Source organism: Rhodococcus sp. NCIMB 12038 (assembly GCF_002165735.1).
Lineage (GTDB): Bacteria > Actinomycetota > Actinomycetes > Mycobacteriales > Mycobacteriaceae > Rhodococcus_F.
The window spans coordinates 62,840-83,570 of sequence record NZ_NHML01000038.1; the positions used below are offsets into that span (position 1 = coordinate 62,840).

Genomic DNA, 20,731 nt, shown 5'->3' on the forward strand with positions numbered 1-20,731 from the left:
CTGCGCGGCGATCACAACCAGCCGGCCGCTTCGGTCGCCCAGTACGTCAGCACGACGTCGGCGCCCGCGCGGCGGATGCTGGTGAGCGATTCGAGGATCGCGGCGTCCCGGTCGATCCAGCCGTTCTGCGCGGCGGCCGTGATCATCGAGTACTCACCCGAGATCTGATACGCCGCAACGGGCACCGGAGAGCGGTCCGCCGTCTCGCGCAGGATGTCCAGGTAGGACATCGCCGGCTTCACCATCACCATGTCGGCGCCCTCGTCGAGGTCGAGGTCCACCTCACGCAACGATTCGCGGCGGTTCGCCGAATCCTGTTGATAAGTACGGCGATCGCCCTGCAACGACGAACCCACCGCCTCACGGAAGGGCCCGTAGAACGCGGACGCGTACTTCGCCGAGTACGCGAGCTGACCGACGTCGGTGTAGCCCGCGCCGTCGAGTGCCTTCCGGATGGCGCCGACCTGGCCGTCCATCATTCCGCTCGGCCCGAGCAGATGCGCACCGGCCTCGGCCTGCGCGACCGCCATGTCGACGTACCGCTGCAGCGTGAGGTCGTTGTCCACCGCACCGTTCGCGTCGAGAACACCGCAGTGGCCGTGGTCGGTGAACTCGTCCAGGCAGGTGTCCGCCATGATCACCGTAGAGTCGCCGACTTCGTCTGCGAGCCAGCGTAATCCGCGGTTCAAAATGCCGTCCGGATCGGACGCGCCCGAACCCTCGGCATCCTTGTCGTCGGGACGCGGCACCCCGAAGAGCATGAGCCCACCGAGCCCCGCCTCGGCCGCTTCCGTGGCCGCCCGCCGCAGCGAGTCGGGGGTGTGCTGAAACACGCCGGGCATCGACGAGATCTCACGAGGCTCGTCGATCCCGTCCGCCACGAACATCGGCAACACGAGATGCCTTGGCTCGAGCGAAGTCTCGGCCACAAGGCGGCGCAGCGCCGGCGTCCTGCGGAGCCGTCGCGGCCGGTGGGTCGGGAACAAGGACATGCCCTCCTTCGTCGGGCCCGTGCGCCTTTTTGGTAGTGGGAACAACCAAAAAGGCGCACAGGCGCGTAGCGCCTATCGCCGTGCGCGGGACTTCTTGCGCGGCGGGGGCAGTGCGCCCTCGGCGCGCAGGCGCGCGGCGTGCTCTGCGAGAGCCTCCACCAGCGGGCCGACCTGAGCGGACTCGGGCTGCACGTCCACGCGCAGGCCGAACTCGATGGCCGTCTCGGCGGTCTTCGGGCCGATGCAGGCGACGAGGGTGCGTGCGTGCGGCTTTCCGGCGATGCCGACGAGGTTGCGGACCGTCGAGGACGAGGTGAAGCAGACGGCGTCGAATCCACCGGTCTTGATCATCTCGCGGGTCTCGGCCGGCGGCGGCGCGGCCCGGACGGTGCGGTACGCGGTGACGTCGTCGATTTCCCAGCCGCGTTCGCGCAGGCCCTCGGCGAGGGTCTCGGTGGCGATGTCGGCGCGGGGCAGGAGTACCCGGTTGACCGGGTCGAAAACGTCGTCGTACGGGGCGAATTCGGCCAGCAGGCCTTCGCTCGACTGCTCACCGGACGGCACGAGTTCGGGGTTGATTCCGAACGAGCGCACCTTGGCGGCGGTGGCCTCACCGATGCAGGCGATCTTGACGCCGGAGAACGCGCGGGCGTCGAGCCCGAACTCCTCGAACTTCTCCCACACCGCACGCACCGCGTTGGTGGAGGTGAAGACCACCCACTGGTAGCGGCCGTCGACGAGGCCCTTGACGGAGCGTTCCATCTGCGCCGGGCTGCGGGGCGGCTCGACGGCGATGGTGGGCACCTCGATCGGGATGGCGCCGTGGGTGACGAGGCGGTCGCTCATCTCGCCTGCCTGATCCTTGGTGCGCGGCACCAGGACCTTCCAGCCGTACAGCGCGCGCGACTCCCACCAGGACATCTTGTTGCGCTGGGCGACCACCTTGCCGACCGTCACGACCAGCGAACCGACCAGTTCGGAGCCGGCCTCGTTCAGCGTCGCGAGGGTGGCCTCCACGGTGCGCTGTTGCCGGGTGGTACCGCGGACGGTGATGGCGGCCGGGGTCTGCGGGGCCAGGCCGTGCTCGACGAGCGCACTCGCCGTCTCGGCGAGGTGACCCGATGTGGCGTGCAGGACCAGCGGTCCGGGTGCGGCGGCCAGGGCGGCCCAGTCGACCTCGCCGCGGACGTCGGCCTCGGTGTGTCCCGATCCCAGTGCCATGCCGGCGTAGGAGGGGACGGCGGACGCGGACGGCAGGCCCGGCAGGACCTCGAACTGCACCTGGGTGCGGGCCACGGCGGTGACCTCGGCGATCACGGAGTCGGTGGTCAGCGGATCGCCGGACACCAGGCGCACGACGTCGTGGCCGTTCCGCGCCTCGTGGACGAGGGTCTTCGCGACCTCCGCCGGCTCACCCAGTGCGGGCCGGACCTCGGCGAGCGGCTCACCGGTCTCGGCGTCGACGCCCAGCTCGGTGCCCACGAGGACGGTGACGCCCTTGTCGACGTCGGGGTCGGTGAAGGCGAGGGTGGCTGCGGCAAGGACGTCCCGTGCGTGCACGGTGAGCAGTGCCGGATCGCCCGGTCCGGATCCCACGAACAGGATTCGTCCGGGGGTGTTCTTACGGACTCGGCTCATCGGTAATTCTCCAGTGCGATCATGTGTCGAGATGGGTACAGGAAGCGGATCGGCCGATCAGTCGGCCTTCGCACATCAAACATCGGCATCACCGGCCTCGGTGACATTCATCAGCTCCCGCGCACCGAGCTCGAGAAGCTCCCGCGCGACGGAGCGGCCGAGTTCTTCGGCGTTCTCCGGGGAGCCCACGGCCCCCGTGCGTATGACGTCGGAACCGTCGATGGCCGCGGCGCAGCCCCGGACGGACAATTCGTCGAAGATGCGGCCGTCGTCGTCGAGGGATTCGACGACCTCGGCGATGGCGCCGACGGGCGCGGTGCAGCCGGCCTCGAGTTCCGCGAGCAAGGCGCGTTCCGCCGTGACGGCGGCGCGGCTGTTCGGGTCGTCGAGCTCGGACAGGATCGCGACGAGTGCCGTGTTGACCGACAGGCATTCGACGGCCAGCGCGCCCTGCGCGGGTGCGGGCAGCATCTGAACCGGTTCGAGGGACTCGGTGATCAGGTCCAGTCGACCGATTCGCGCCAGGCCGGCCCGGGCCAGGACGACGGCGTCGAGTTCGCCGGATTCGACCTTGCCGAGGCGCCGCTGCAGGTTGCCGCGCAGCGGCTGGATGTCGAGGCCGAGGCCCAGGGCCCGCAACTGCGACGTGCGCCGAGGTGCGGACGTGCCGACCTTCGAACCGGCGGGCAGCTCACCGAGGACCAGTCCGTCGCGTGCCACGAGCGCGTCGCGGGGATCCTCGCGCGGCGGGATGGCCGCGATCGTGAACCGCTCGTCGCGGGCGGTCGGCAGGTCCTTGTAGGAGTGGACGGCCACGTCGACCCGGCCGTCGGCGAGCGCTTCGCGGAGTTCGGCGGTGAAGACGCCGACACCGATCTTCTCCACCGATTCCATGGACTGGTCGCCCTTGGTCTTGATGATGACGAGTTCGGCGTCGTGCCCGGCCGAGATCAGTGCGTCACGCACGGTGCCGGCCTGGGTGGTCGCGAGCTCACTCCCACGGGTTCCGATCCGCAGCGTACGGGTGCCGACGGCGCTCATGCCTGCGATCCCTTCCCGTGGTTGTCATCTGTGACGAAGCGGCGCAGGAGCGGGTCCTGGCCTGCGAAGAAGCCTTCCGTGATGTCGATGGCGCCCAGGTCGGCGCCACCGAGTTCGGTGGGCTTCGCGACGGCCTCGACGGATCCGGGGCTGAGTTCGAACAATTCGCGCAGGGCGGCGGCGTAGGAGTCGCCTCCGGGCGCGGAGGCGAGTTGCTTCACCCGGACGGTGGGTGCGTGCAGGAGTTTGTCGACCACTCGCCGCACTGTGCGCGCGACCTCGTCGCGCTCGGGATCGTCGAGTCCGGGCAGACGCGAATCCAGTCGCATGAGCTCCGCCTCGACCACGTCCGCCGCGCGCTGGCGCAGGGCCGTGACGGTCGGCGTGACCTCAGCCAGCCGCTGGCCCGCGAGGTAGTTGGCGAGTTCGGCGGCGACGATCGTCCGCGCGGCGTCCGCGTCGGATGCGGCCGCGCCCGCGGCGGGATCGCGCTGCAGCGATTCCATGTCGAGGACGGTGACCCCGGGCAGACCGGACACGGCGGGTTCGACGTCGCGGGGCAGTCCGAGGTCGCAGATGACGAGGGGACGTTCGGCGTCGCGGCCGGGCTGTGCCAGCGCGCGGTGGGTGTCCGCGAGCGTGACGACGGCGCCGACCGCGCCGGTACAGGTCACGAGGACGTCTGCCTGGGCCATCGCGTCCGGGAGTTCGGCCAGTTCGAGGGCCTCCGCTGCGACGCCGTTGGAGCGGGCCGTGTCGGCGAGGTGTTCGGCACGCTCCTTGGTGCGGTTCACGACGACGATGCGGCCGATTCCGGCACGGGTGAGGTGTGCGACGGACAGGCCGCCCATCGATCCGGCGCCGACCACGACGGCGGTGCGTCCGGTCAGTCCGCCTGCGCCGACGATGCCGGCGGCGCGGTCGAGGGCCACCGACACGACGGACGCGCCCGCGGAGTCGATGCCGGTCTCCGAGTGCACCCGCTTGCCGACGCGCAGCGCCTGCTGTGCGAGTTCGTGCAGCGTGCGGCCCGCGGCCTGCTGGGCGTCGGAGGACGCGTACGCGGTCCGGATCTGCCCCAGGATCTGCTGCTCGCCGATGACCATCGAGTCGAGACCGCTGGCCACGGCGAACAGGTGCTCCGCCGCAGCCTCGCTGTAGCGGACGTACGCGTGCCGGTGCAGATCGGTGAGATCGAGCCCCGAATGGTCGGCGAGCAGTTCGCCGACCTCGGCCAGCGCACCGTGGAACGCATCGACGACGGCGTAGATCTCCACCCGGTTGCAGGTGGAGACGATCATCGCCTCCGAGATGTGCGACGACGCCAGAAGCTTGTCCGTCAACTTCGGGCGATCGGTGTCGGTGACAGCCACCCGCTCGAGAACCGGCACCGGGGCCGTCCTGTGCGAGACCCCGACAAGTAGAACACTCACGGCGCGATCACTGATCCGTTTCTTGGTGCGGTGGACGGGACAGCCGAATGTCCGATGCGGACGCGGGGAGCGGTGGGTACCGATTCCGTGTTGCGTGCGCTGTTGAACGACAGGACCTGCATTTCGACCGCGAGGTCGACGCGGCGCATCTCGACGTGATCGGGGACGTCGAGGGAGGTGGGCGAGAAGCTGAGGATGCAGCGAAGTCCGGCGCGCACGAGGCGGTCGGCGACTTCCTGCGCTGCCTCCTCGGGGGTCGAGATGACGCCGATGGTGGCTTCGAGTTCGACGCAGGCCTGCTCGAGTTCGTCGACGTGCCGCACGGTGAGGTCGCCCACCGGCGCACCGACCCGGGCCGGGTCGCTGTCGAACAGTCCGACCATGGAGAACCCGCGACGACCGAAACCGCCGTAGCCGGCGAGCGCCTGGCCGAGGTTGCCGACGCCGACGAGCACCACCTTGTGTCCGCGGTCCAGGCCGAGCGCCCGCTCGATGCGGGCCCGCAGGCGCGTCACGTCGTAGCCGACGCCGCGCACGCCGTTCGGCCCCAGGAAGGAAAGGTCCTTGCGAAGCTTCGCGGAGCCGACACCCGAAGCGGCGGCGAGTTCCTCGCTCGAGACGATGATCGTGCCGCGTTCGGTCAGCACTCCGAGGACCCGCAGGTACGTCGCGAGGCGCGTCACCGTAGCCTGGGGGATGTCCCGCGATTCGGGGAGCGGGGCCGCGCCGGTGACCGAGGGGGCTGGTGACCCGACCACAGACCGCCCGACCGCCCCCGTGACGCCAGGGGCCACAGACCCATGCGTCTGGTGCGTTTCGGTCACGTCGTTGGCTCCTCGTCCGACCGGCATTCGATGCCGTTCTTCACGATGCTCCGGGGAATTGTTCACACCACGGTAACTGCTTGTGAACCCATGCACAAAGTCGCTGCGACTGCGCGACATGCGGTCCTACCTGCACGGCATCGGAAGATCGCCCTTTTAGGGTTCCCTTACTTGCGTAAATCCGAGCGAAGGCGCTCTTCGTCGACCTCCCAGTAACTGTGCTCACGTCCGTCGAGCAACACCACCGGCAATCGGTCACCGAATTCGGCCCGGATCTCGGGGTCGGTGGCCGCCGCCTCGTCGACGTCTATGCACGTCAGTTCCAGCCCGAACTCCTCGCACAGAACCAGCAGCCGCTCGCGGGCCGGCGCGCACGCACCGCACCCCGCCCTCGTGAGAAGCGTCACCTCGTGTCCGCCCGTGCCCATGCCCCGTCACTTCCTTTCGACGCCTCCGGTGGAGTCACTGTGCCGTTTCGGGGTCCGCGGACGCCAATCGGCTCGGAGATGAACGTCACACAGTTCCCCCCGCGGGGCCATCCATCCGCCCCGTCCCCGATTCGGGGGATAGGCTGCTCCCAGAGGCTTCTGCGATACGGGAGGTGCGAGTGCCTGCGCGATCACTACCGAACGGCTCGGGTTTCGGTTCAGGTCTGGCGGGGATCATCCTCCCGGGCCGGCGCCAGTTCAGGAATCCGCTGGGACCCAGCGAAGCCGAGGTACGTGCCAACGTCGCAGGTGAGGCCAGCGCCGACGCGGCCCTCGCTCTTCACGTCGCGTCCGGCGAAGACACCGAGCTGGTCAAACACGACGTTCCCCTCGACCTGACGGCCGCCGCGTTCTTCGACGTCGACAACACGATGGTCCAGGGCGCCTCGATCATCCACTTCGCCCGCGGGCTCGCCGCCCGCAAGTATCTGAAGACGTCCGACCTGGTCGACTTCGCGTGGAAGCAAGTCAAGTTCCGCATCACCGGCAAGGAGAGCAGCGACGACGTCGCCTCCGGCCGCGAGAAGGCCCTGTCGTTCGTCTCCGGCCGGTCGACGGCCGAACTCGCCCGGCTCGGTGAGGAGATCTACGACGAGGTCATCGCCGACAAGATCTGGCCCGGCACCCGGGCGCTGGCGCAGATGCACCTCGACGCCGGACAGCAGGTGTGGCTCGTCACCGCGACCCCGGTGGAGCTGGCTCAGGTCATCGCGAAGCGTCTCGGTCTCACCGGCGCCCTCGGCACGGTCGCCGAGAGCGAGGACGGGATGTTCACCGGACGTCTGGTCGGCGACATCCTGCACGGCCTCGGCAAGGCGCACGCCGTGCGCGCCCTGGCGGTCCGCGAGGGCCTCAACCTCAAGCGCTGCACCGCCTACTCGGACAGCCACAACGACGTGCCGATGCTGTCGCTCGTCGGGACCGCGGTCGCGATCAACCCCGACACCGATCTGCGCGAGCTCGCCAAGAACCGGGGCTGGGAGATCCGCGACTTCCGGACCGGACGCAAGGCCGCCAAGATCGGCGTCCCCACCGCCCTACTCCTGGGCGCGGCAGGCGGCGCACTTGCCGCGATCGTCGCGCGACGCCGCGAACAGGCGGCCTGAGCCGCCCGCCGCGCTCAACCCAGGAACACGTTCCGGCGCTTCGCGAGGAGCCGGTACAGCGTCTGCTGGATGGTCTCCCGGACGTGGTCGGTGACCTCGAACAGTTCCATCGGGTCGTCGGCCGCCGACGCGTCGTAGGTGTCGGTGACGATCGGCTTGCCGAACTCGATGTACCACTTCGACGGCAGCGGCACGAGCCCGAGCGGTCCGAAATGCGGGAAGAGCGGGGTCACCGGGAAGTACGGCATCCCGAGCAGCCGGGCGAGCGTCCCGAGTTCACCGATCTTCGGGTAGATCTCCTCGGACCCCACGATCGAGCACGGAATGATCGGCGCACCGGTCCGCATGGCGGCGGACACGAACCCACCGCGGCCGAACCGCTGCAACTTGTAGCGTTCGCTGAACGGTTTGCCGATGCCCTTGAAACCTTCGGGGAACACGGCCGCGACCTCCCCGTCCTGCAGCAGGCGCACCGCGTCCGGGTGGCACGCGAGAGTGTGGCCTGCCTTGCGGGCGACACCACCGACCAGCGGCATCTCGAACGCCATATCGGCGGCCAGCATCCGCAACGGGCGATGCGCTGGGTGATGATCGTGAACGGCGACCGAGGTCATCAGGCCGTCGATGGGCAGCACACCGGCATGGTTGGCGACCACCAGCGCACCACCGGTCGACGGGATGTTCTCCAGACCGCTGACCTCGACGCGGAACCATTTGTCGAACAGCGGACGCAGGATGGGGAGCCACACGTTCTCGGCGAAGTGGGGGTCGTAGCCGAAGTCGTCGACGTGATAGTCGCCCGAGAGCCGGCGGCGCAGGAACTCGGCGGTGTTGACGATCTGCTCGGCCAGGGCGTGGCGGACGGCGTCGACGGCCGAAGACTCGGTGACGGGCTCGGGTGGGGTGATCACGGCAGGTGGCGGCATCGCCGACGGATGTCTGCTCTCGCTCTGCTCACGCCTCGAACGTCCGATAGCGGTCCCGCGCGCGGCTGTCGCACCGTGCAACGGAATGACCTTCGCCACTTCGTTCACCTCTCCCCTTTCGCCGTGCCGGTAAGAGCGAGTAGTGCGTTTTCTGCTGCGTCGACCCATTCGTTCTTGATGATCGCCTTGACGCCTGCCGCGCGAGCGAAGTCGTCGAGCGCCTGCATCGAAGTCCACCGTGGCTCGAAGGATAGTTCGGTTCGCATGCGAGTGGTGTCCAGACCGCAACCGAAATGAAAGTATTCGAGTTGTTCTGTGGTGTACGACCGCATCACCGGACCCATCAGCGCACGCCCGACGTTGCGGAACAACCCGAACGGCATCGGGACCTCGATCCGCCCGGCGCGGCGGATGGCCTGCGACATCATGACGATGCCGTCGCCTGCGACGTTGAACGTGCCCGCCGGACCCGACACCGTGGCCCGTTCGAGTGCAGCCAGCGCGTCCTCCTCGTGCAGGACCTGCAGGCGTGCGTCCCGTCCGAGAATGGTCGGCACGACCGGTGAGGTGAGGTACTGCGCGACCGTCGCGTTGAGTCGCGGCCCGACCAGCGGTGCGAGGCGGACGATCGACACGTCGATGTCGGGGCGCCTGCGCCCCATTCCGCGCAGATACCCCTCGATCTCGATGCAGTCCCGCGCGTACGCGCCCGCCGGGCGGCGCCGCGCGCTCATCTCCTCGGTGAACTTCGCCGGGTCCTTGGCACTGCAGCCGTAGACCACGGAGGCCGAACGCAACACGACCTTGCGGACGCTCGGGGCCTTCTGGCAGACGGCGAACAACTGCATCGCGCCGATGACGTTCATGTCCTTCATGGCCGCGCGACTACCCGACTTCGGCGGGCGCGCCAACGTCGACGCGTGCACGACGGTGTCGACCTCGGCGTTACGAATAACCTTGCCGATCAAGGGATTCCGGATGTCGGCGCGCACGAACTCGGCGCGGCCCATGCGGCGCAACATGTCCTTGCTCGGCGACACCGCATCCACCGCGATCACTCGCTCGATGGCCGGATTCTGAGCGAGCCGGGTGACCAGGTATCCACCCAGAAACCTGCTTGCCCCAGTGACAAGCACGACGCGCGGCACCGCCGTCCGCGTAGTACTGTCTTCGTCACTCACAACCACTAAGACCCCCGATCACGTAGCGAGTGACGTCAACGATACGTGCAGGAGGGGGATGGCGCTCCGCACAACGACAATTGGTCGGTCGCCCAATACGCGACGGGCCCGCCGTGAAACGAAGGATGCCCGCCACCGGAGGTGACGGGCATCCAGACGCAACTCTTTACTTACCGAGTTTCCTGCGCTGCACTCGGGTGCGGCGAAGCAGCTTACGGTGCTTCTTCTTCGACATGCGCTTGCGTCGCTTCTTGATCACTGAACCCATAGCGGGTGTCCCTCACGTTCTTCTCTAGCGTTCCTGCGCACGCCGATCACGTACGCTCGCGCCACTCTGGCGCCTGGGCCTCGTTTTAACTAGCTCAGCGCCTTACGACACCAGCTGGCTGGTACGACAGTCGCTAATCGTACCGGTGCGGGTCCTCTCCCCGAAAACCGAGGTCGATGACCCTCTTCGTGCCGACCGGTCAACCGGCGTCGAAGTACGAGGTTTCGAGGTAGTCGTGCACTGCTTTCGCATGCACTCTGAACGAACGGCCCACGCGGACGGCGGGCAGTTCGCCGCTGTGCACCAACCGATACACAGTCATCTTGGACACTCTCATCAGCGTCGCTACCTCGGCGACGGTGAGAAATTGCGTTCCGGCCAGTGCCGGTTGTCCGTCCGGGGCCGAGCCCTTGGACGGCTTTTTTGCAGACGTCATCAACCACTTACCTCCGGCACGTCTCGCGCCGCCGGCTTCCCCTCCGGCGGAACAGACACGCACGTGCTACTTCGAGCTTAGCGGGACGGATGGGGTTACTGCGACGGGTGTGGGCAATCGAATATTCATTCGGTCGTCGTGCCGAGTTCGGCAGAACGAATTTTCGCGGCTTCGAGGGCGTCGAAAAAAGCCGTTCGGAGTCCGTTTCCCTCCAATCGGCGGATTGCCGCCGCGGTGGTTCCGCCGGGCGAAGTCACGGCGGCACGAAGTTCGGTCGCACTCTCCCCCGACCTGTCCAGCATGGCTGCGGAGCCGACCATGGTCTGCACGACCAGCTCGGTCGCGGTCGCCCGAGTCAGTCCGAGCCCCACGCCGGCGTCGATCATGGCCTCGGCGACCAGGAAGAAATAGGCCGGACCGGAACCGGAGACGGCGGTGACGGCGTCGATCTGCGATTCGGGGACGACGACGACCTTGCCGACCGACGACAGGACGCCGCGGACCAGTTCGAGGTGTTCCTTCTTCACGTGCCTGCCCGGCGCGAGCACGCTGACGCCTTCACCGACCAGCATGGGCGTGTTGGGCATGACCCGGACCACGGGGAACCCTGCGGGCAGTCTCGTCTCGTAGAAGGCGGTGGGGATGCCGGCAGCGAGGGAGACGAGCAGCTGCTCGCGCTCGCCGTCGAGTTCCACCTTGGACACCTCGGTGAGCGCGGACTCGACGTCTCCCGGCTTGACGGCCATCACGATGACGTCGGCGCCTTCGGCGGCGTCGGTGGGGGTGGTGACCCGCACCGAGTACGCCGCGGCCAGCTCGTCGGCGCGTGCCGGGTGCTGCTCGGCCACCACCAGATCCTTGACGGCGTGACCTGCCTGCAGAAGCCCCGAGATGAGGGCCTCGCCGATCTTGCCGCCTCCGATTACCGCAATTCTCGTCATGGCGAACAGCCTGCCACGACGCTCTGCGGCGTCCTCCTAGCGGGGGATCATCGCCAGTTGGCGGCTCTGCACGACGATCGCCCCGGTCGAGTCGAGGACGGTGTGGTCCTCCTCGAACCAGGCGCCGCCGAGCACCGTGCTGCTGGCCATCACGCGCAGCCAGCCCGGCACGGGCTGCCTGCGCAGGTAGGTGGTCAGCTGGACCGTGGGCGCCCAGCCGAACATGCCGCGGTTCATCGTCACGGGGGCGCTGATGTCGCCGGTCATGATCGCGAACAGGGCCGCCGTGTCGGGGTCGCTCTCGTCGCCCGCGCGCGGTCGCACCCACATGCGGACCTCGGGTTCGCCCTGGTTGCCGGTCAGGAAGTGCGCCGACGTCCCGTCCACCCGCATGTCGCAGCCCTGGGCCACGTGCACGATCTGCCCCATCGGGTGGTCGGTCGTGAGCACGACGGCGTCGGCGGGCGGTTCCACCGGGAGCCGCGACAGGGCGTGGTCCCCGCTGTACTGCGGTTCCCCGATGTCGGGCACGCCGAGCGTGACCGACGCGCGGACGGCGACGCGGTCGCCCTGCGTCAGCTCCACGTCGACGAACGACACCTGCTTGCCCTGCTTGCGCACCGTCGTCGACAGCGTCACCTCGCCCGGATCGGGGGCGGACAGGTAGTTGGCCCCGACCGCGAGGGGCTGCACCCGGGACGGCCCGGCATCGCCGGTCTCGTCGAGCAGTCGCCTGCGGGCGGCGGCGGCACAGAGCGACATCATCGAACCGCCGTGCACCTTGGGGCCGATCGTCCAGATCGGGTCGATCGACGCCCGGTAGGTCCCGTCACCGGCAGCGGTGAGGACGTTGAGATCACGGAAGGGAGTTGAGCTCACTGCTGGTCCTGTTCTTCGGGGTTCCGGAGACGCTTCTGCGCGACGTCCTGGTGTGCGAGCCGGCGCATCGCGGCGATCACCGGTTCGTATACGGCCGTGCCCAGCACCGCGTACCGGATCGCGTCCTCGGCCGATGCGGTGGGCATGAGCCCGATGTCGATCTCGGCGATCCCGCGCACGTGGCGCCCGTAGGCGTCGAGTCGCTCGTCGGTCATCGGGATGCCGGCTTCTTCGAGGGCCGCGAGTGCACGTTCGAGCTGACCGACCGCGACGTACCCGGGGTCGTACACCTGCCCGAGCCTGTCGAGGACGGCGCGGGCCCGCGGGAACTCGTCGGCGGCGTCGTCGGCGGCGGGGGTGTCGAGGTACGGGGGCAGTTGCGCGATGGCCTGGCCGAGCACCTCGAACAGCGAGCCGTCGGGATGGTCGACGAGGCGGAGTATCTCCCGGATACGCGGAATCGGGAGCCCGGCGCCGGCCAGCGCCTTGACCAGGCCCAGGCGCTGTACGTGCTCCTCGCCGTACTTCGCCTGGGTGGCGCTCGTCGCCTCGCCGGGCATCAGCAGGCCTTCGCGCAGGTAGTACTTCACCGTCGCGAGCGGTACGCCGGTGCGGGCGACCAACTCGGAAACGCGCACGGCCCCTCCTTCTGCAACTCGACTGGATACTGAAACTATCCAATGTGACCCCGAGCTTACCGCAGGAAGAACTCGACATACATGTCAGGTGTCGTCGTGATCGCCACCGGAGTGGCTGCGCGGCGACCCCGACGCGGCGCGGCCCGGTTCGAGATGTTCACGGGCGAAGGCCAGCGCCTGCGACAGCATCGACGACCGTTCCCGCTGGGTTCGGGCGTTCTGCGTGTTGATCTCGACCACCGCCTGCCCGTCGAACCCGGTGTCGACGAGGTGCCGGCACAGCTGCGCGCACGGTTGGGCGCCGTGACCGGGAATGAGGTGCTCGTCCATCGACGCACCCCGGCCGTCCGCGAGGTGGAGATGCGCGAGGCCCTCCCCCATCCGCTCCGCCAGTTTCATCGCATCCATCCCGGCCGTGGCCGTGTGCGACAGGTCGAGCGTGTAGTGGGCGTGCCCCGAATCGGTGGGGTCGTAGGACGGGCTGAATGCCGACAGCGCCGCCCCCGGTCCGCCGCGCCGCCGCAACCGCTGGGCGGATCTCTCCTTGCTGCCGAAGAAGCCGTCCGCCCGCATGGGGAACATGTTTTCGACCGCGACGATCACGTCGCTGCGCTGTTCCAGTTCGGCCACCTGATCGGCGAAGCCGTCGGCGTACCGGCGCTGCCAGCGGAACGGGGGGTGCACCACGACGCTCGCCGCCCCGAGCGATTCGGCGGTGCGGACGGACCGCTCCAGCTTCGCGACGGGGTCGGCGCCCCACACCCGCTGCGAGATGAGCAGGCACGGCGCGTGGATCGCCTGAACCGGGATCGCGTACCTGCGCACCAGCGCGGCCACGGCGGCGGCGTCCTGGCTGACCGATTCGGCCCACACCATCAGTTCGACGCCGTCGTATCCGAGATCGGCCGCGTACCGGAAGGCCGCCTCGGTGTTCTCCGGGTACACCGAGGCCGTCGACAGGCCGACCAGTACCTTCCGCCCGCGCGGTGACCGTCGAACCTGCTCGTGCCCACTGTCCCCGACCATGAGCAACTCAGCCCGACGCAAGCATGAAGGCTAACGGCCCCAGAGTGACGATCATCCCGACGACGACGGCGATCACGAAACTGGTGATGTCGTCGGTGCGGCGCAGGATGCGGACCATGGCGACCAGGCCCACGATGACGAGCAGCGCCAGAATCAGCGCCACCCACGGGAAGACGTCCCACAGCTTCTCGAAACCCTTGAAGAGCAGGGCCCCGGCGATGACGGCCACGACACCCTGACCGATGAGAACGACCCACTCGCGGGTGGAGTTCTCGCCGGCCTCGCCCTTGCCTGCCTTCTCCGCCTTCGCGGCCTCGGCCTTCGCCTCCTTGCGGGAACGGCGCGGGGTGTCGGACTTCTGCGTGTCGCCGTCGCGCTTCTCGGTGTCCGCCTCGTCGGTGGCGGCCTCGATGAGGTCCGTCTTTTCGGCCGCGTTCGCCGCGTCCGAGTCCCGGGACTGGCGCATCAGGTCGCCGGCCAGCGTCGATCCGGACAGTAGCGCGGGTTCCGGCTTCGCCTTGGCGGGAGCTTCCGGCTTCGGCGTCTTCACGAACTTCGACGCGCCGTTCGACGCCGCTGCGGCATCCGCCTTCGCTGCGGAGTCCGACTTCGCTGCCGCACCCGCCTTCGCCGGCATTCCGGGTTTCGCCGGTGCCTCGGACTTCGCGGGTGCGTCGGACTTCACCGCCGGTTCGGCCTTGGCCGTTGTGTCGGGCTTGGCCGGGGTTTCGGTCTTCGGCGCCGGTGTCACGCGCGGAGCGGCGACGGTCGGGGCAGGCTCCGGCTTCTTCACGGCCGGCGCGGCGACGGTCGGAGCCGGTGTGGAAGCCGCGGCCTCCGGCGCAGGCGGTTCCTTCCGGACTGCGCGGCTGACCCACGTTCCCTGGTGATCGCGGGACGTCCCGCCCGACACCACGGCGCGGCCACGGCCGGCGGGGCGACTGGCGATGGGTTCGTCGTCGTCCTCGTCGCTGTCGTCGGCCGGAGCCTTGAATGCCCCGGTGCGCTCGTCGGCGCGCGCAGACGGTGCTGCCGGCGCGGGCGTGCGCGACGGCTCGGGCGCGGCGGGTTCCTGTTCCGGTTCGGGTTCGAGTGCCCGCGAATCGGACGGATCCCGGACCACCGGAATTTCACCGGTCAACTCGGCGACGGAGATTCCTCCCGCGACACCGCGCCGACGGCGCCCGCCCCGGGACTCCACCTGCTGCCCGTTGCGTTTGAGCAGCTCTGACACAGAGATCTGCTGACTGTCCTCGGTCATCGAGCACCCACCATCAATTCACCGCCCATTTCCGTATCGAGCTTGCGGAGGATCAAACCCTCGCGCAGAGCCCAGGGGCAGATTTCGAGTTCCTCCACGCCCAGTGCTCTCATGCTGGCCTCCGCAACGAGTGCTCCGGCCACGATCTGCTGCGACCTGTCGGAGCTCACCCCTTCCAATTCTGCACGGTCCGAGGCCGTCATCCGCGAAATGAAAGCTATGAGTTGCCTGAGACCGCTGGCGGTGAGCGTGCGCTTGACCCGCGGGCCGGCACCGGACGGTGCGGCGCCCGTCAACCGGGCCAGCGAGCGGAACGTCTTGGACGTGCCGACGGCCCGGTCCCACTGCCCTGCCGCGCGCAGTTCCTTCGACGGGACGGTCAGTTCGGCGTCCAGCCAGTCCCTCAGCACCGCCACCCGGCGCTTGCCGGGCGGGTCCTCCTCGAGCCAGTCCCGGGTGAGCCGCCCCGCGCCGAGTTGCAGCGACAGCGCGACGTCCGGGTCCTCGTCGCCGCCCGTCGTCAGTTCGAGGGATCCGCCGCCGATGTCGAGGTTCAGGATGCGGCCCGCGCTCCAGCCGAACCAGCGGCGCACGGCGAGGAACGTCAGCCGCGCCTCGTCGACACCCGACAGGACCTCGAGCGTCACGCCGGTCTCGTCGTGCACGCGCGCCAGCACGTCGTCCGAGTTGTTGGCGTCGCGGACGGCGGACGTCGCGAAAGCCATGAGTTCACCGCACCCGGATGTCCTCGCGATGCTGGAGAAATCTGCCACCGTCATGACCAGGCGATCTGCTCCCTGAGTGGTGATGTCACCCCTGTCGTCGGTGTTCTCCGCCAGCCTCAGAGTCGACTTGGTCGAACTCATCGGTGTGGGGTGGCCGCCCCTGTGGGCGTCCACTACGAGAAGATGGACGGTGTTGCTTCCGACGTCGAGTACCCCTAGTCGCACATTGACACGGTACTGGGTCTACCGTCGGGCTTTGTGACAGCACGTAAAGCAGGGCGTTCACACAAGATGACACCCAGCCCCGAAGTACCCCTCGACTTCGCTCGCGAATGGGTCGAATTTCCCGATCCCGACAACGCCGAGCACCTCATCGCCGCGGACATGACGTGGCTGCTATCCCACTGGACCTGCGTGTTCGGCACCCCGGCCTGCCAGGGCATCATCGGCGACCGGCCGGACGACGGCTGCTGTTCGCACGGCGCGTTCCTCTCCGACGAGGAGGATCTGGAGAAGCTGAACGAGTCAGTGAAGCTGCTCACACCCGAGGACTGGCAGTTCATGGACAAGGGACTCGGCAAGAAGGGGTACGTCGAGGAGGACGACCTCGAGGACGAGCCCGCGCTGCGCACCCGCCGGTATCAGGGGGCCTGCATCTTCCTGAACCGCCCGGGCTTCGAGGGCGGCATCGGTTGCGCGCTGCACTCGATGGCGCTCAAGCGCGGAATCGAGCCGCTCGAGGTCAAGCCGGACGTGTGCTGGCAGCTCCCGATCCGCCGCACCCAGGAGTGGGTGGAACGCCCGGACGGCGAGCAGATCCTCAAGACCACCATCACCGAGTACGACCGGCGCGGCTGGGGTGAGGGCGGCTCGGACCTGGACTGGTACTGCTCGGGCTCACCCGACGCCCATGTGGGCGCCAAGGCCGTCTGGGAGTCGTACGCGCCGGAGTTGACGGAACTGCTCGGCAAGGCCGCGTACGCGGAATTGGCGAAGCTGTGCAAGCGCAGGGCAGGCCTCGGACTCGTCGCCGTGCATCCCGCCACCGTGGCCGCGCAGAGGAAGCCCGCCGGGTAACGGATCGGACCCACCGGTCGATTTAGCCGTCACTGCCCCATTCCGGGCACAGCCACGACGGGAGAGATCATGTTCGCTCGCATTCTGACCGGTGCCCTGCTGACCGCCGCTGCCACGCTCGCCCTCGCGCCGACCGCGTCCGCCGACCCGACCCCGGACTGGAACACCTTCTACGACAAGACGGCGAACTTCGTCGCACCGTTCGATCCCGGCGCCTTCGGCGACAAGGGCGACCGCGCACTCGTGCTGAGCCCGTACGGAACCGGCCGGGTCATCGAGTGCAAGGGCGACGGACACTACGTCGCGGTCTACTGCAGGCAGTTCGACGACCAGGGCCGCGAGCACGCGATCACGCAGATCATCTCGGCGCCGTTCCGCGGTGTCTACGTGTACAACCCGTTCTGATGAAGCGCGCTGTCCTTGCGGGCGCGGTCGCGGCGGCATCCCTGGCAGTATTCGCGCCGACCGCCGCCGCCGAGCCGACCTCGACGGTCGGCGGGTGCGAGGCGTACTTCAGGACACCGTTGGACTTGGAGGCGTACTGGGGCAACCCGGGAATGCACCTCCTGTTCAGTCCATTCGGGACCCGGCAGCCGATCGACTGCGTGTGGGAGGGCGATCGGGTCACGTTCCAGCAGCACGACCTCGCCGGTAACGTGCACGAACTGCGTGAGCTGCCGAATTTCCGACCCGACTACTACTCGTCGGTGCGCTGGTTCGTTCCCTGACAGACGCCCACGAATTCGTCAGCCGCACCGGCAATTGCCTGTGCGGCTGACGAATTCGTGGGCAACTGTGGCGGATCGGCGTCCGCTCACGCCTCCAGTTTGTAGCCCAGCCCGCGGACGGTGACGAGGTGTTCCGGCTTGGCCGGGTCGGTCTCGATCTTCGACCTCAGACGCTTGACGTGCACGTCGAGGGTCTTGGTGTCGCCGACGTAGTCCGCGCCCCACACCCGGTCGATCAACTGTCCGCGGGTGAGCACCCGGCCCGAGTTCCGCAGCAGATACTCGAGGAGGTCGAACTCCTTGAGCGGCAGCGTGACGGCCTCACCGTTCACCTGGACCACGTGCCGTTCGACGTCCATCCGGACGGGTCCGGCCTCGAGGACGGCCGAATCCTGCGCGACGTCGAGTTCGCTGTCGACGCCGCGGCGCAGCACCGCCCGGATGCGGGCGATCAGTTCCCGCGCGGAGTACGGCTTGGTGACGTAGTCGTCGGCGCCGAGTTCGAGGCCCACCACCTTGTCGATCTCGCTGTCCCGTGCCGTCACCATGATGACGGGGACACCGGATCGGCTGCGGAGTTGCTTGCAGACGTCCGTGCCGCTCATGCCGGGCAGCATGAGGTCGAGGAGGACGATGTCGGCACCGGCCCGGTCGAACTCGGCGAGCGCGGACGGTCCGTCGCCGACGATCGTCGTCTCGAATCCTTCCTTGCGGAGCAGGAAGGCCAATGGGTCGGCCAGTGACTCCTCGTCTTCCACGATCAGCACACTTGTCATCGCTTGGCCTCCATACCGGTTTCTCTCCTCCCGACAGTGCCGCCGTCGGCGTCCCCGCCGTTCGTCTCTACTGTCTCGATGTGTGCAGGAATCTGCAGGGTAAACGTCGAACCCGTTCCGGGCTTGCTCCACAGGTCGATCGATCCGTTGTGGTTGGCGGCCACGTGCTTGACGATCGCGAGGCCGAGTCCCGTTCCGCCGGTCGCCCGGGCCCGTGCCTTGTCGACGCGGAAGAAGCGTTCGAAGACGCGTTCCTGGTCTGCCTTGGCGATGCCTTCGCCGCGGTCGGTCACCGAGATCGCCACGTTGTCGCCGCGGATCGACCGGCTCACCGAGACCGGGGATCCCTTCGGCGAATAGGCGATGGCGTTCTGCACCAGGTTGGACAGCGCGGTGACGAGCAGCGCGCGGTCGCCGAGCACTTCGTAGCCGCTGTGGTGGTCGGTGGTGACGGCGATGCCTGCGGCCTCCGCGGAGATCTTGCACCGCTGCAGGGCCTCGTCGACCACCTCGTCGACGGAGACGGCCTCGAGGTCGGGCAGCTTCTCGGCGCCCTGCAGCCGGGACAGCGCGATCAGTTCGGTGACCATCTTGCCGAGCCGGACGGATTCACCGAGCACGCGTTCACCGAAGTGCCGGACCGACTCGGGGTCGTCGGCCGATTCGAGAAGTGCCTCCGCGAGCAGTCCCATCGCGCCGACCGGGGTCTTGAGTTCGTGGCTGACGTTGGCGACGAAGTCGCGGCGGGTCGCTTCCATCCGCACCTGCTCGGAGTCGTCGTCGGCGAACAGGACCACGAAGTTGTGGTCTTCCTTGCTGAGCAGGCGTGCGGTGCCGCGCACCGCGATCCGGTCGCGTCCCCGCTGCGGGGTCTTGGTGCTCAGATCGACCTCGACGGGTTCACCGGTTTCGAGGACGCGGAGCGCCGCCACCCACGCACGGTCGTCGACGAGCCGGTTCCGCACCAGGCCCAGCTCTTCGGCGCGGGGGTTGAACAGGACGACGTCGTGGAACTGGTCGACCACGGCGATGCCGCTCTCGGACGCCAGCACGATCAGGTCGAGGACCTGCGACATCGTGAGCCCTGACGTCTCTTCCATTCGCTGAGCCTGCCGAGTGGAGAGCATGGGGATCAGCACGCCACCGACGAGGTAACCGACGAAGCCGCCCACGATGGCAAGCAAGACGGCTTGAACAACACTCACGCCTGAATCGTACGTTCGCGCGGCGGGCCGGTTACGCAGGGTCCAGGCATTTCCGCGCACGTCACACGCGACAACCGGAGTCTTCGTCCGCAGTTAACCTGCTGTTGGCCGGACGTCCCGCGAACGGGACGTCCGGCCGGTTGCACGGGTTACTTCCCGCCCTGGTTCGCGACCGCGGCAGCGCCTGCGGCGGCGGCCTCGGGGTCGAGGTAGGTCCCGCCCGGATTGAGCGGCTTCAGATTCTCGTCCAGGTCGTAGCGCAGCGGGATGCCCGTGGGGATGTTCAGCCCGGCGATGTCCTCGTCGGAGATTCCGTCGAGGTGCTTGACGAGGGCGCGCAGCGAGTTGCCGTGCGCGGTGATCAGGACGGTCTTGCCGGCCAACAGGTCGGCCGAGATGGTCTCTTCCCAGTACGGGATCAGGCGGACGACGACGTCCTTCAGGCACTCCGTGAGCGGGACCTCGTCGAGGTTCGCGTAGCGGGGATCGGTGTCCTGGCTGTACTCGCTGCCCGGCTCGATCGGGGGCGGCGGGGTGTCGTAGCTGCGGCGCCACAACATGAACTGCTCGTCGCCGTACTTCTCCTTGACCTGCGCCTTGTTGCGTCCCTGCAGGGCGCCGTAGTGGCGCTCGTTGAGGCGCCAGTCGCGGACGACGGGAATCCAGTGCCGGTCTGCCGTGTCGAGTGCGATGTTGGCGGTGCTGATGGCGCGGCGCAGCAGCGACGTGTACAGCACGTCGGGGAGCAGGTCGTGCTCGAGCAGCAATTCGCCGGCACGCTTGCCCTCGGCGATGCCCTTATCGGTCAGGTGGACGTCCACCCAGCCGGTGAACAAGTTGAGCGCATTCCATTCGCTCTCGCCGTGGCGGAGCAGCACAAGGGTTCCGGTACTCATGCCGTTCATCCTGGCATGCCTGCCGGAACCCTCGCGCCGTGAACCCCCGCTGTCAGCTCCGGCGGGCCTCGCCGGCCCGCAGGTCCTTGCGGAGGATTTTGCCGGCCGCGGACTTGGGGACGAGATCGATGAACTCGACCTTGCGGACCTTCTTGTGCGGGGACACCCGTTCGGCGACGAACGCGATCACCGCGGCCTCGTCCAGCCCCTCGGCGCCGGGCTGGGCGACGACGAACGCCTTCGGGA

Annotated in this window: 23 protein-coding genes and 1 pseudogene; 4 read left to right on the plus strand and 20 right to left on the minus strand. The window is 68.4% G+C overall.

Annotated elements, in window-relative coordinates:
* Window positions 1-11: 11 nt before the first annotated feature.
* The 6 genes from hemB to CA951_RS37375 all read right to left on the minus strand — a co-directional run bounded on the left by hemB (window position 12) and on the right by CA951_RS37375 (window position 6,356).
* Window positions 12-986, minus strand: a complete 975-nt coding sequence (hemB, locus tag CA951_RS37350; protein WP_087561676.1) for a porphobilinogen synthase — start codon at window positions 984-986, stop codon at window positions 12-14.
* 78 nt (window positions 987-1,064) lie between these two features.
* Window positions 1,065-2,630, minus strand: coding sequence for a bifunctional uroporphyrinogen-III C-methyltransferase/uroporphyrinogen-III synthase (locus CA951_RS37355; protein ID WP_087561654.1), 1,566 nt, complete (start codon window positions 2,628-2,630; stop codon window positions 1,065-1,067).
* 75 nt (window positions 2,631-2,705) lie between these two features.
* Window positions 2,706-3,671 (minus strand): hydroxymethylbilane synthase, encoded by a 966-nt coding sequence (hemC, locus tag CA951_RS37360; protein ID WP_087561655.1) that lies wholly within the window; start codon window positions 3,669-3,671, stop codon window positions 2,706-2,708.
* Window positions 3,668-5,104: a glutamyl-tRNA reductase gene (locus CA951_RS37365; protein ID WP_087561656.1), complete on the minus strand. Its 1,437-nt coding sequence runs from the start codon at window positions 5,102-5,104 to the stop codon at window positions 3,668-3,670. Before CA951_RS37365 ends, hemC begins: the two co-directional genes overlap by 4 nt.
* A complete protein-coding gene (locus CA951_RS37370) occupies window positions 5,101-5,955 on the minus strand; it encodes a redox-sensing transcriptional repressor Rex (protein WP_179220448.1) in 855 nt (284 codons plus the stop codon). Before CA951_RS37370 ends, CA951_RS37365 begins: the two co-directional genes overlap by 4 nt.
* A gap of 140 nt (window positions 5,956-6,095) precedes the next feature.
* Window positions 6,096-6,356, minus strand: coding sequence for a glutaredoxin family protein (locus CA951_RS37375; RefSeq protein ID WP_087561658.1), 261 nt, complete (start codon window positions 6,354-6,356; stop codon window positions 6,096-6,098).
* Between the two features lie 179 nt (window positions 6,357-6,535).
* Between CA951_RS37375 and CA951_RS37380 the strand changes: the two genes are divergently transcribed.
* The gene (locus CA951_RS37380; RefSeq protein WP_087561659.1) at window positions 6,536-7,522 is read left to right on the plus strand and encodes an HAD family phosphatase; all 987 of its coding nucleotides are present in this window, start codon (window positions 6,536-6,538) and stop codon (window positions 7,520-7,522) included.
* 14 nt (window positions 7,523-7,536) lie between these two features.
* On the opposite strand, the gene CA951_RS37385 is transcribed toward CA951_RS37380, so the two are convergent.
* The 10 genes from CA951_RS37385 to CA951_RS37430 all read right to left on the minus strand — a co-directional run bounded on the left by CA951_RS37385 (window position 7,537) and on the right by CA951_RS37430 (window position 16,028).
* Window positions 7,537-8,556, minus strand: coding sequence for a lysophospholipid acyltransferase family protein (locus CA951_RS37385; protein ID WP_087561660.1), 1,020 nt, complete (start codon window positions 8,554-8,556; stop codon window positions 7,537-7,539).
* Complete coding sequence (locus tag CA951_RS37390) at window positions 8,553-9,596, minus strand: NAD-dependent epimerase/dehydratase family protein (protein ID WP_087561661.1); 1,044 nt, start codon at window positions 9,594-9,596, stop codon at window positions 8,553-8,555. Before CA951_RS37390 ends, CA951_RS37385 begins: the two co-directional genes overlap by 4 nt.
* Window positions 9,597-9,795: 199 nt before the next feature.
* Complete coding sequence (locus CA951_RS37395) at window positions 9,796-9,897, minus strand: 30S ribosomal protein bS22 (RefSeq protein ID WP_003402602.1); 102 nt, start codon at window positions 9,895-9,897, stop codon at window positions 9,796-9,798.
* A 199-nt stretch (window positions 9,898-10,096) separates the two neighbouring features.
* A complete protein-coding gene (locus CA951_RS37400; protein ID WP_005258384.1) occupies window positions 10,097-10,333 on the minus strand; it encodes a helix-turn-helix domain-containing protein in 237 nt (78 codons plus the stop codon).
* Between the two features lie 125 nt (window positions 10,334-10,458).
* Window positions 10,459-11,274 carry a pyrroline-5-carboxylate reductase gene (gene proC / locus CA951_RS37405; RefSeq protein WP_087561662.1) on the minus strand — a complete coding sequence of 272 codons (816 nt, stop codon included), beginning with the start codon at window positions 11,272-11,274 and terminating at the stop codon, window positions 10,459-10,461.
* A 36-nt stretch (window positions 11,275-11,310) separates the two neighbouring features.
* Window positions 11,311-12,153 carry a thioesterase family protein gene (locus CA951_RS37410; RefSeq protein WP_087561663.1) on the minus strand — a complete coding sequence of 281 codons (843 nt, stop codon included), beginning with the start codon at window positions 12,151-12,153 and terminating at the stop codon, window positions 11,311-11,313.
* On the minus strand, window positions 12,150-12,791 hold the full coding sequence (locus CA951_RS37415; RefSeq protein WP_087561664.1) for a MerR family transcriptional regulator: 642 nt from the start codon (window positions 12,789-12,791) through the stop codon (window positions 12,150-12,152). The genes CA951_RS37410 and CA951_RS37415 overlap by 4 nt, the downstream gene beginning before the upstream one ends.
* A gap of 84 nt (window positions 12,792-12,875) precedes the next feature.
* The gene (locus CA951_RS37420) at window positions 12,876-13,817 is read right to left on the minus strand and encodes a sugar phosphate isomerase/epimerase (RefSeq protein ID WP_087561665.1); all 942 of its coding nucleotides are present in this window, start codon (window positions 13,815-13,817) and stop codon (window positions 12,876-12,878) included.
* A 7-nt stretch (window positions 13,818-13,824) separates the two neighbouring features.
* On the minus strand, window positions 13,825-15,078 hold the full coding sequence (locus CA951_RS37425) for a hypothetical protein (RefSeq protein WP_087561666.1): 1,254 nt from the start codon (window positions 15,076-15,078) through the stop codon (window positions 13,825-13,827).
* On the minus strand, window positions 15,075-16,028 hold the full coding sequence (locus CA951_RS37430) for a Ppx/GppA phosphatase family protein (protein ID WP_087561667.1): 954 nt from the start codon (window positions 16,026-16,028) through the stop codon (window positions 15,075-15,077). Before CA951_RS37430 ends, CA951_RS37425 begins: the two co-directional genes overlap by 4 nt.
* Window positions 16,029-16,094: 66 nt before the next feature.
* Between CA951_RS37430 and CA951_RS37435 the strand changes: the two genes are divergently transcribed.
* From CA951_RS37435 to CA951_RS37445, 3 genes are all read left to right on the plus strand, one after another.
* Window positions 16,095-16,880, plus strand: coding sequence for a hypothetical protein (locus tag CA951_RS37435; RefSeq protein ID WP_087561668.1), 786 nt, complete (start codon window positions 16,095-16,097; stop codon window positions 16,878-16,880).
* Between the two features lie 69 nt (window positions 16,881-16,949).
* On the plus strand, window positions 16,950-17,285 hold the full coding sequence (locus tag CA951_RS37440) for a hypothetical protein (RefSeq protein WP_087561669.1): 336 nt from the start codon (window positions 16,950-16,952) through the stop codon (window positions 17,283-17,285).
* Entirely contained in the window at window positions 17,285-17,608 is a 324-nt protein-coding gene (locus tag CA951_RS37445; protein ID WP_087561670.1) for a hypothetical protein, read from the plus strand. The genes CA951_RS37440 and CA951_RS37445 overlap by 1 nt, the downstream gene beginning before the upstream one ends.
* 86 nt (window positions 17,609-17,694) lie before the next feature.
* Here CA951_RS37445 and CA951_RS37450 read toward each other — a convergent pair whose 3' ends face one another.
* The 4 genes and pseudogenes from CA951_RS37450 to CA951_RS37465 form a co-directional block, all read right to left on the minus strand.
* Window positions 17,695-18,384, minus strand: a complete 690-nt coding sequence (locus tag CA951_RS37450; protein WP_005251956.1) for a response regulator transcription factor — start codon at window positions 18,382-18,384, stop codon at window positions 17,695-17,697.
* Window positions 18,381-19,589 (minus strand): cell wall metabolism sensor histidine kinase WalK, encoded by a 1,209-nt coding sequence (locus CA951_RS37455; protein ID WP_087561671.1) that lies wholly within the window; start codon window positions 19,587-19,589, stop codon window positions 18,381-18,383. Before CA951_RS37455 ends, CA951_RS37450 begins: the two co-directional genes overlap by 4 nt.
* A 149-nt stretch (window positions 19,590-19,738) precedes the next feature.
* Entirely contained in the window at window positions 19,739-20,494 is a 756-nt protein-coding gene (locus CA951_RS37460) for a phosphoglyceromutase (RefSeq protein WP_179220449.1), read from the minus strand.
* 43 nt (window positions 20,495-20,537) lie between these two features.
* Window positions 20,538-20,731, minus strand: a pseudogene (locus tag CA951_RS37465) (4-coumarate--CoA ligase family protein); the annotation flags it as partial.

Coding starts and splice junctions, on each gene's coding strand:
- CA951_RS37435 (WP_087561668.1), top strand. CDS start 16,095: ATGACACCCAGCCCCGAAGTACCCCTCGACTTCGCTCGCGAATGGGTC.
- CA951_RS37400 (WP_005258384.1), bottom strand. CDS start 10,333: ATGACGTCTGCAAAAAAGCCGTCCAAGGGCTCGGCCCCGGACGGACAA.
- CA951_RS37370 (WP_179220448.1), bottom strand. CDS start 5,955: ATGCCGGTCGGACGAGGAGCCAACGACGTGACCGAAACGCACCAGACG.
- hemC (WP_087561655.1), bottom strand. CDS start 3,671: ATGAGCGCCGTCGGCACCCGTACGCTGCGGATCGGAACCCGTGGGAGT.
- CA951_RS37420 (WP_087561665.1), bottom strand. CDS start 13,817: ATGGTCGGGGACAGTGGGCACGAGCAGGTTCGACGGTCACCGCGCGGG.
- CA951_RS37425 (WP_087561666.1), bottom strand. CDS start 15,078: ATGACCGAGGACAGTCAGCAGATCTCTGTGTCAGAGCTGCTCAAACGC.
- CA951_RS37375 (WP_087561658.1), bottom strand. CDS start 6,356: ATGGGCACGGGCGGACACGAGGTGACGCTTCTCACGAGGGCGGGGTGC.
- CA951_RS37450 (WP_005251956.1), bottom strand. CDS start 18,384: ATGACAAGTGTGCTGATCGTGGAAGACGAGGAGTCACTGGCCGACCCA.
- proC (WP_087561662.1), bottom strand. CDS start 11,274: ATGACGAGAATTGCGGTAATCGGAGGCGGCAAGATCGGCGAGGCCCTC.
- CA951_RS37395 (WP_003402602.1), bottom strand. CDS start 9,897: ATGGGTTCAGTGATCAAGAAGCGACGCAAGCGCATGTCGAAGAAGAAG.
- CA951_RS37440 (WP_087561669.1), top strand. CDS start 16,950: ATGTTCGCTCGCATTCTGACCGGTGCCCTGCTGACCGCCGCTGCCACG.
- CA951_RS37355 (WP_087561654.1), bottom strand. CDS start 2,630: ATGAGCCGAGTCCGTAAGAACACCCCCGGACGAATCCTGTTCGTGGGA.
- CA951_RS37445 (WP_087561670.1), top strand. CDS start 17,285: ATGAAGCGCGCTGTCCTTGCGGGCGCGGTCGCGGCGGCATCCCTGGCA.
- CA951_RS37460 (WP_179220449.1), bottom strand. CDS start 20,494: ATGAACGGCATGAGTACCGGAACCCTTGTGCTGCTCCGCCACGGCGAG.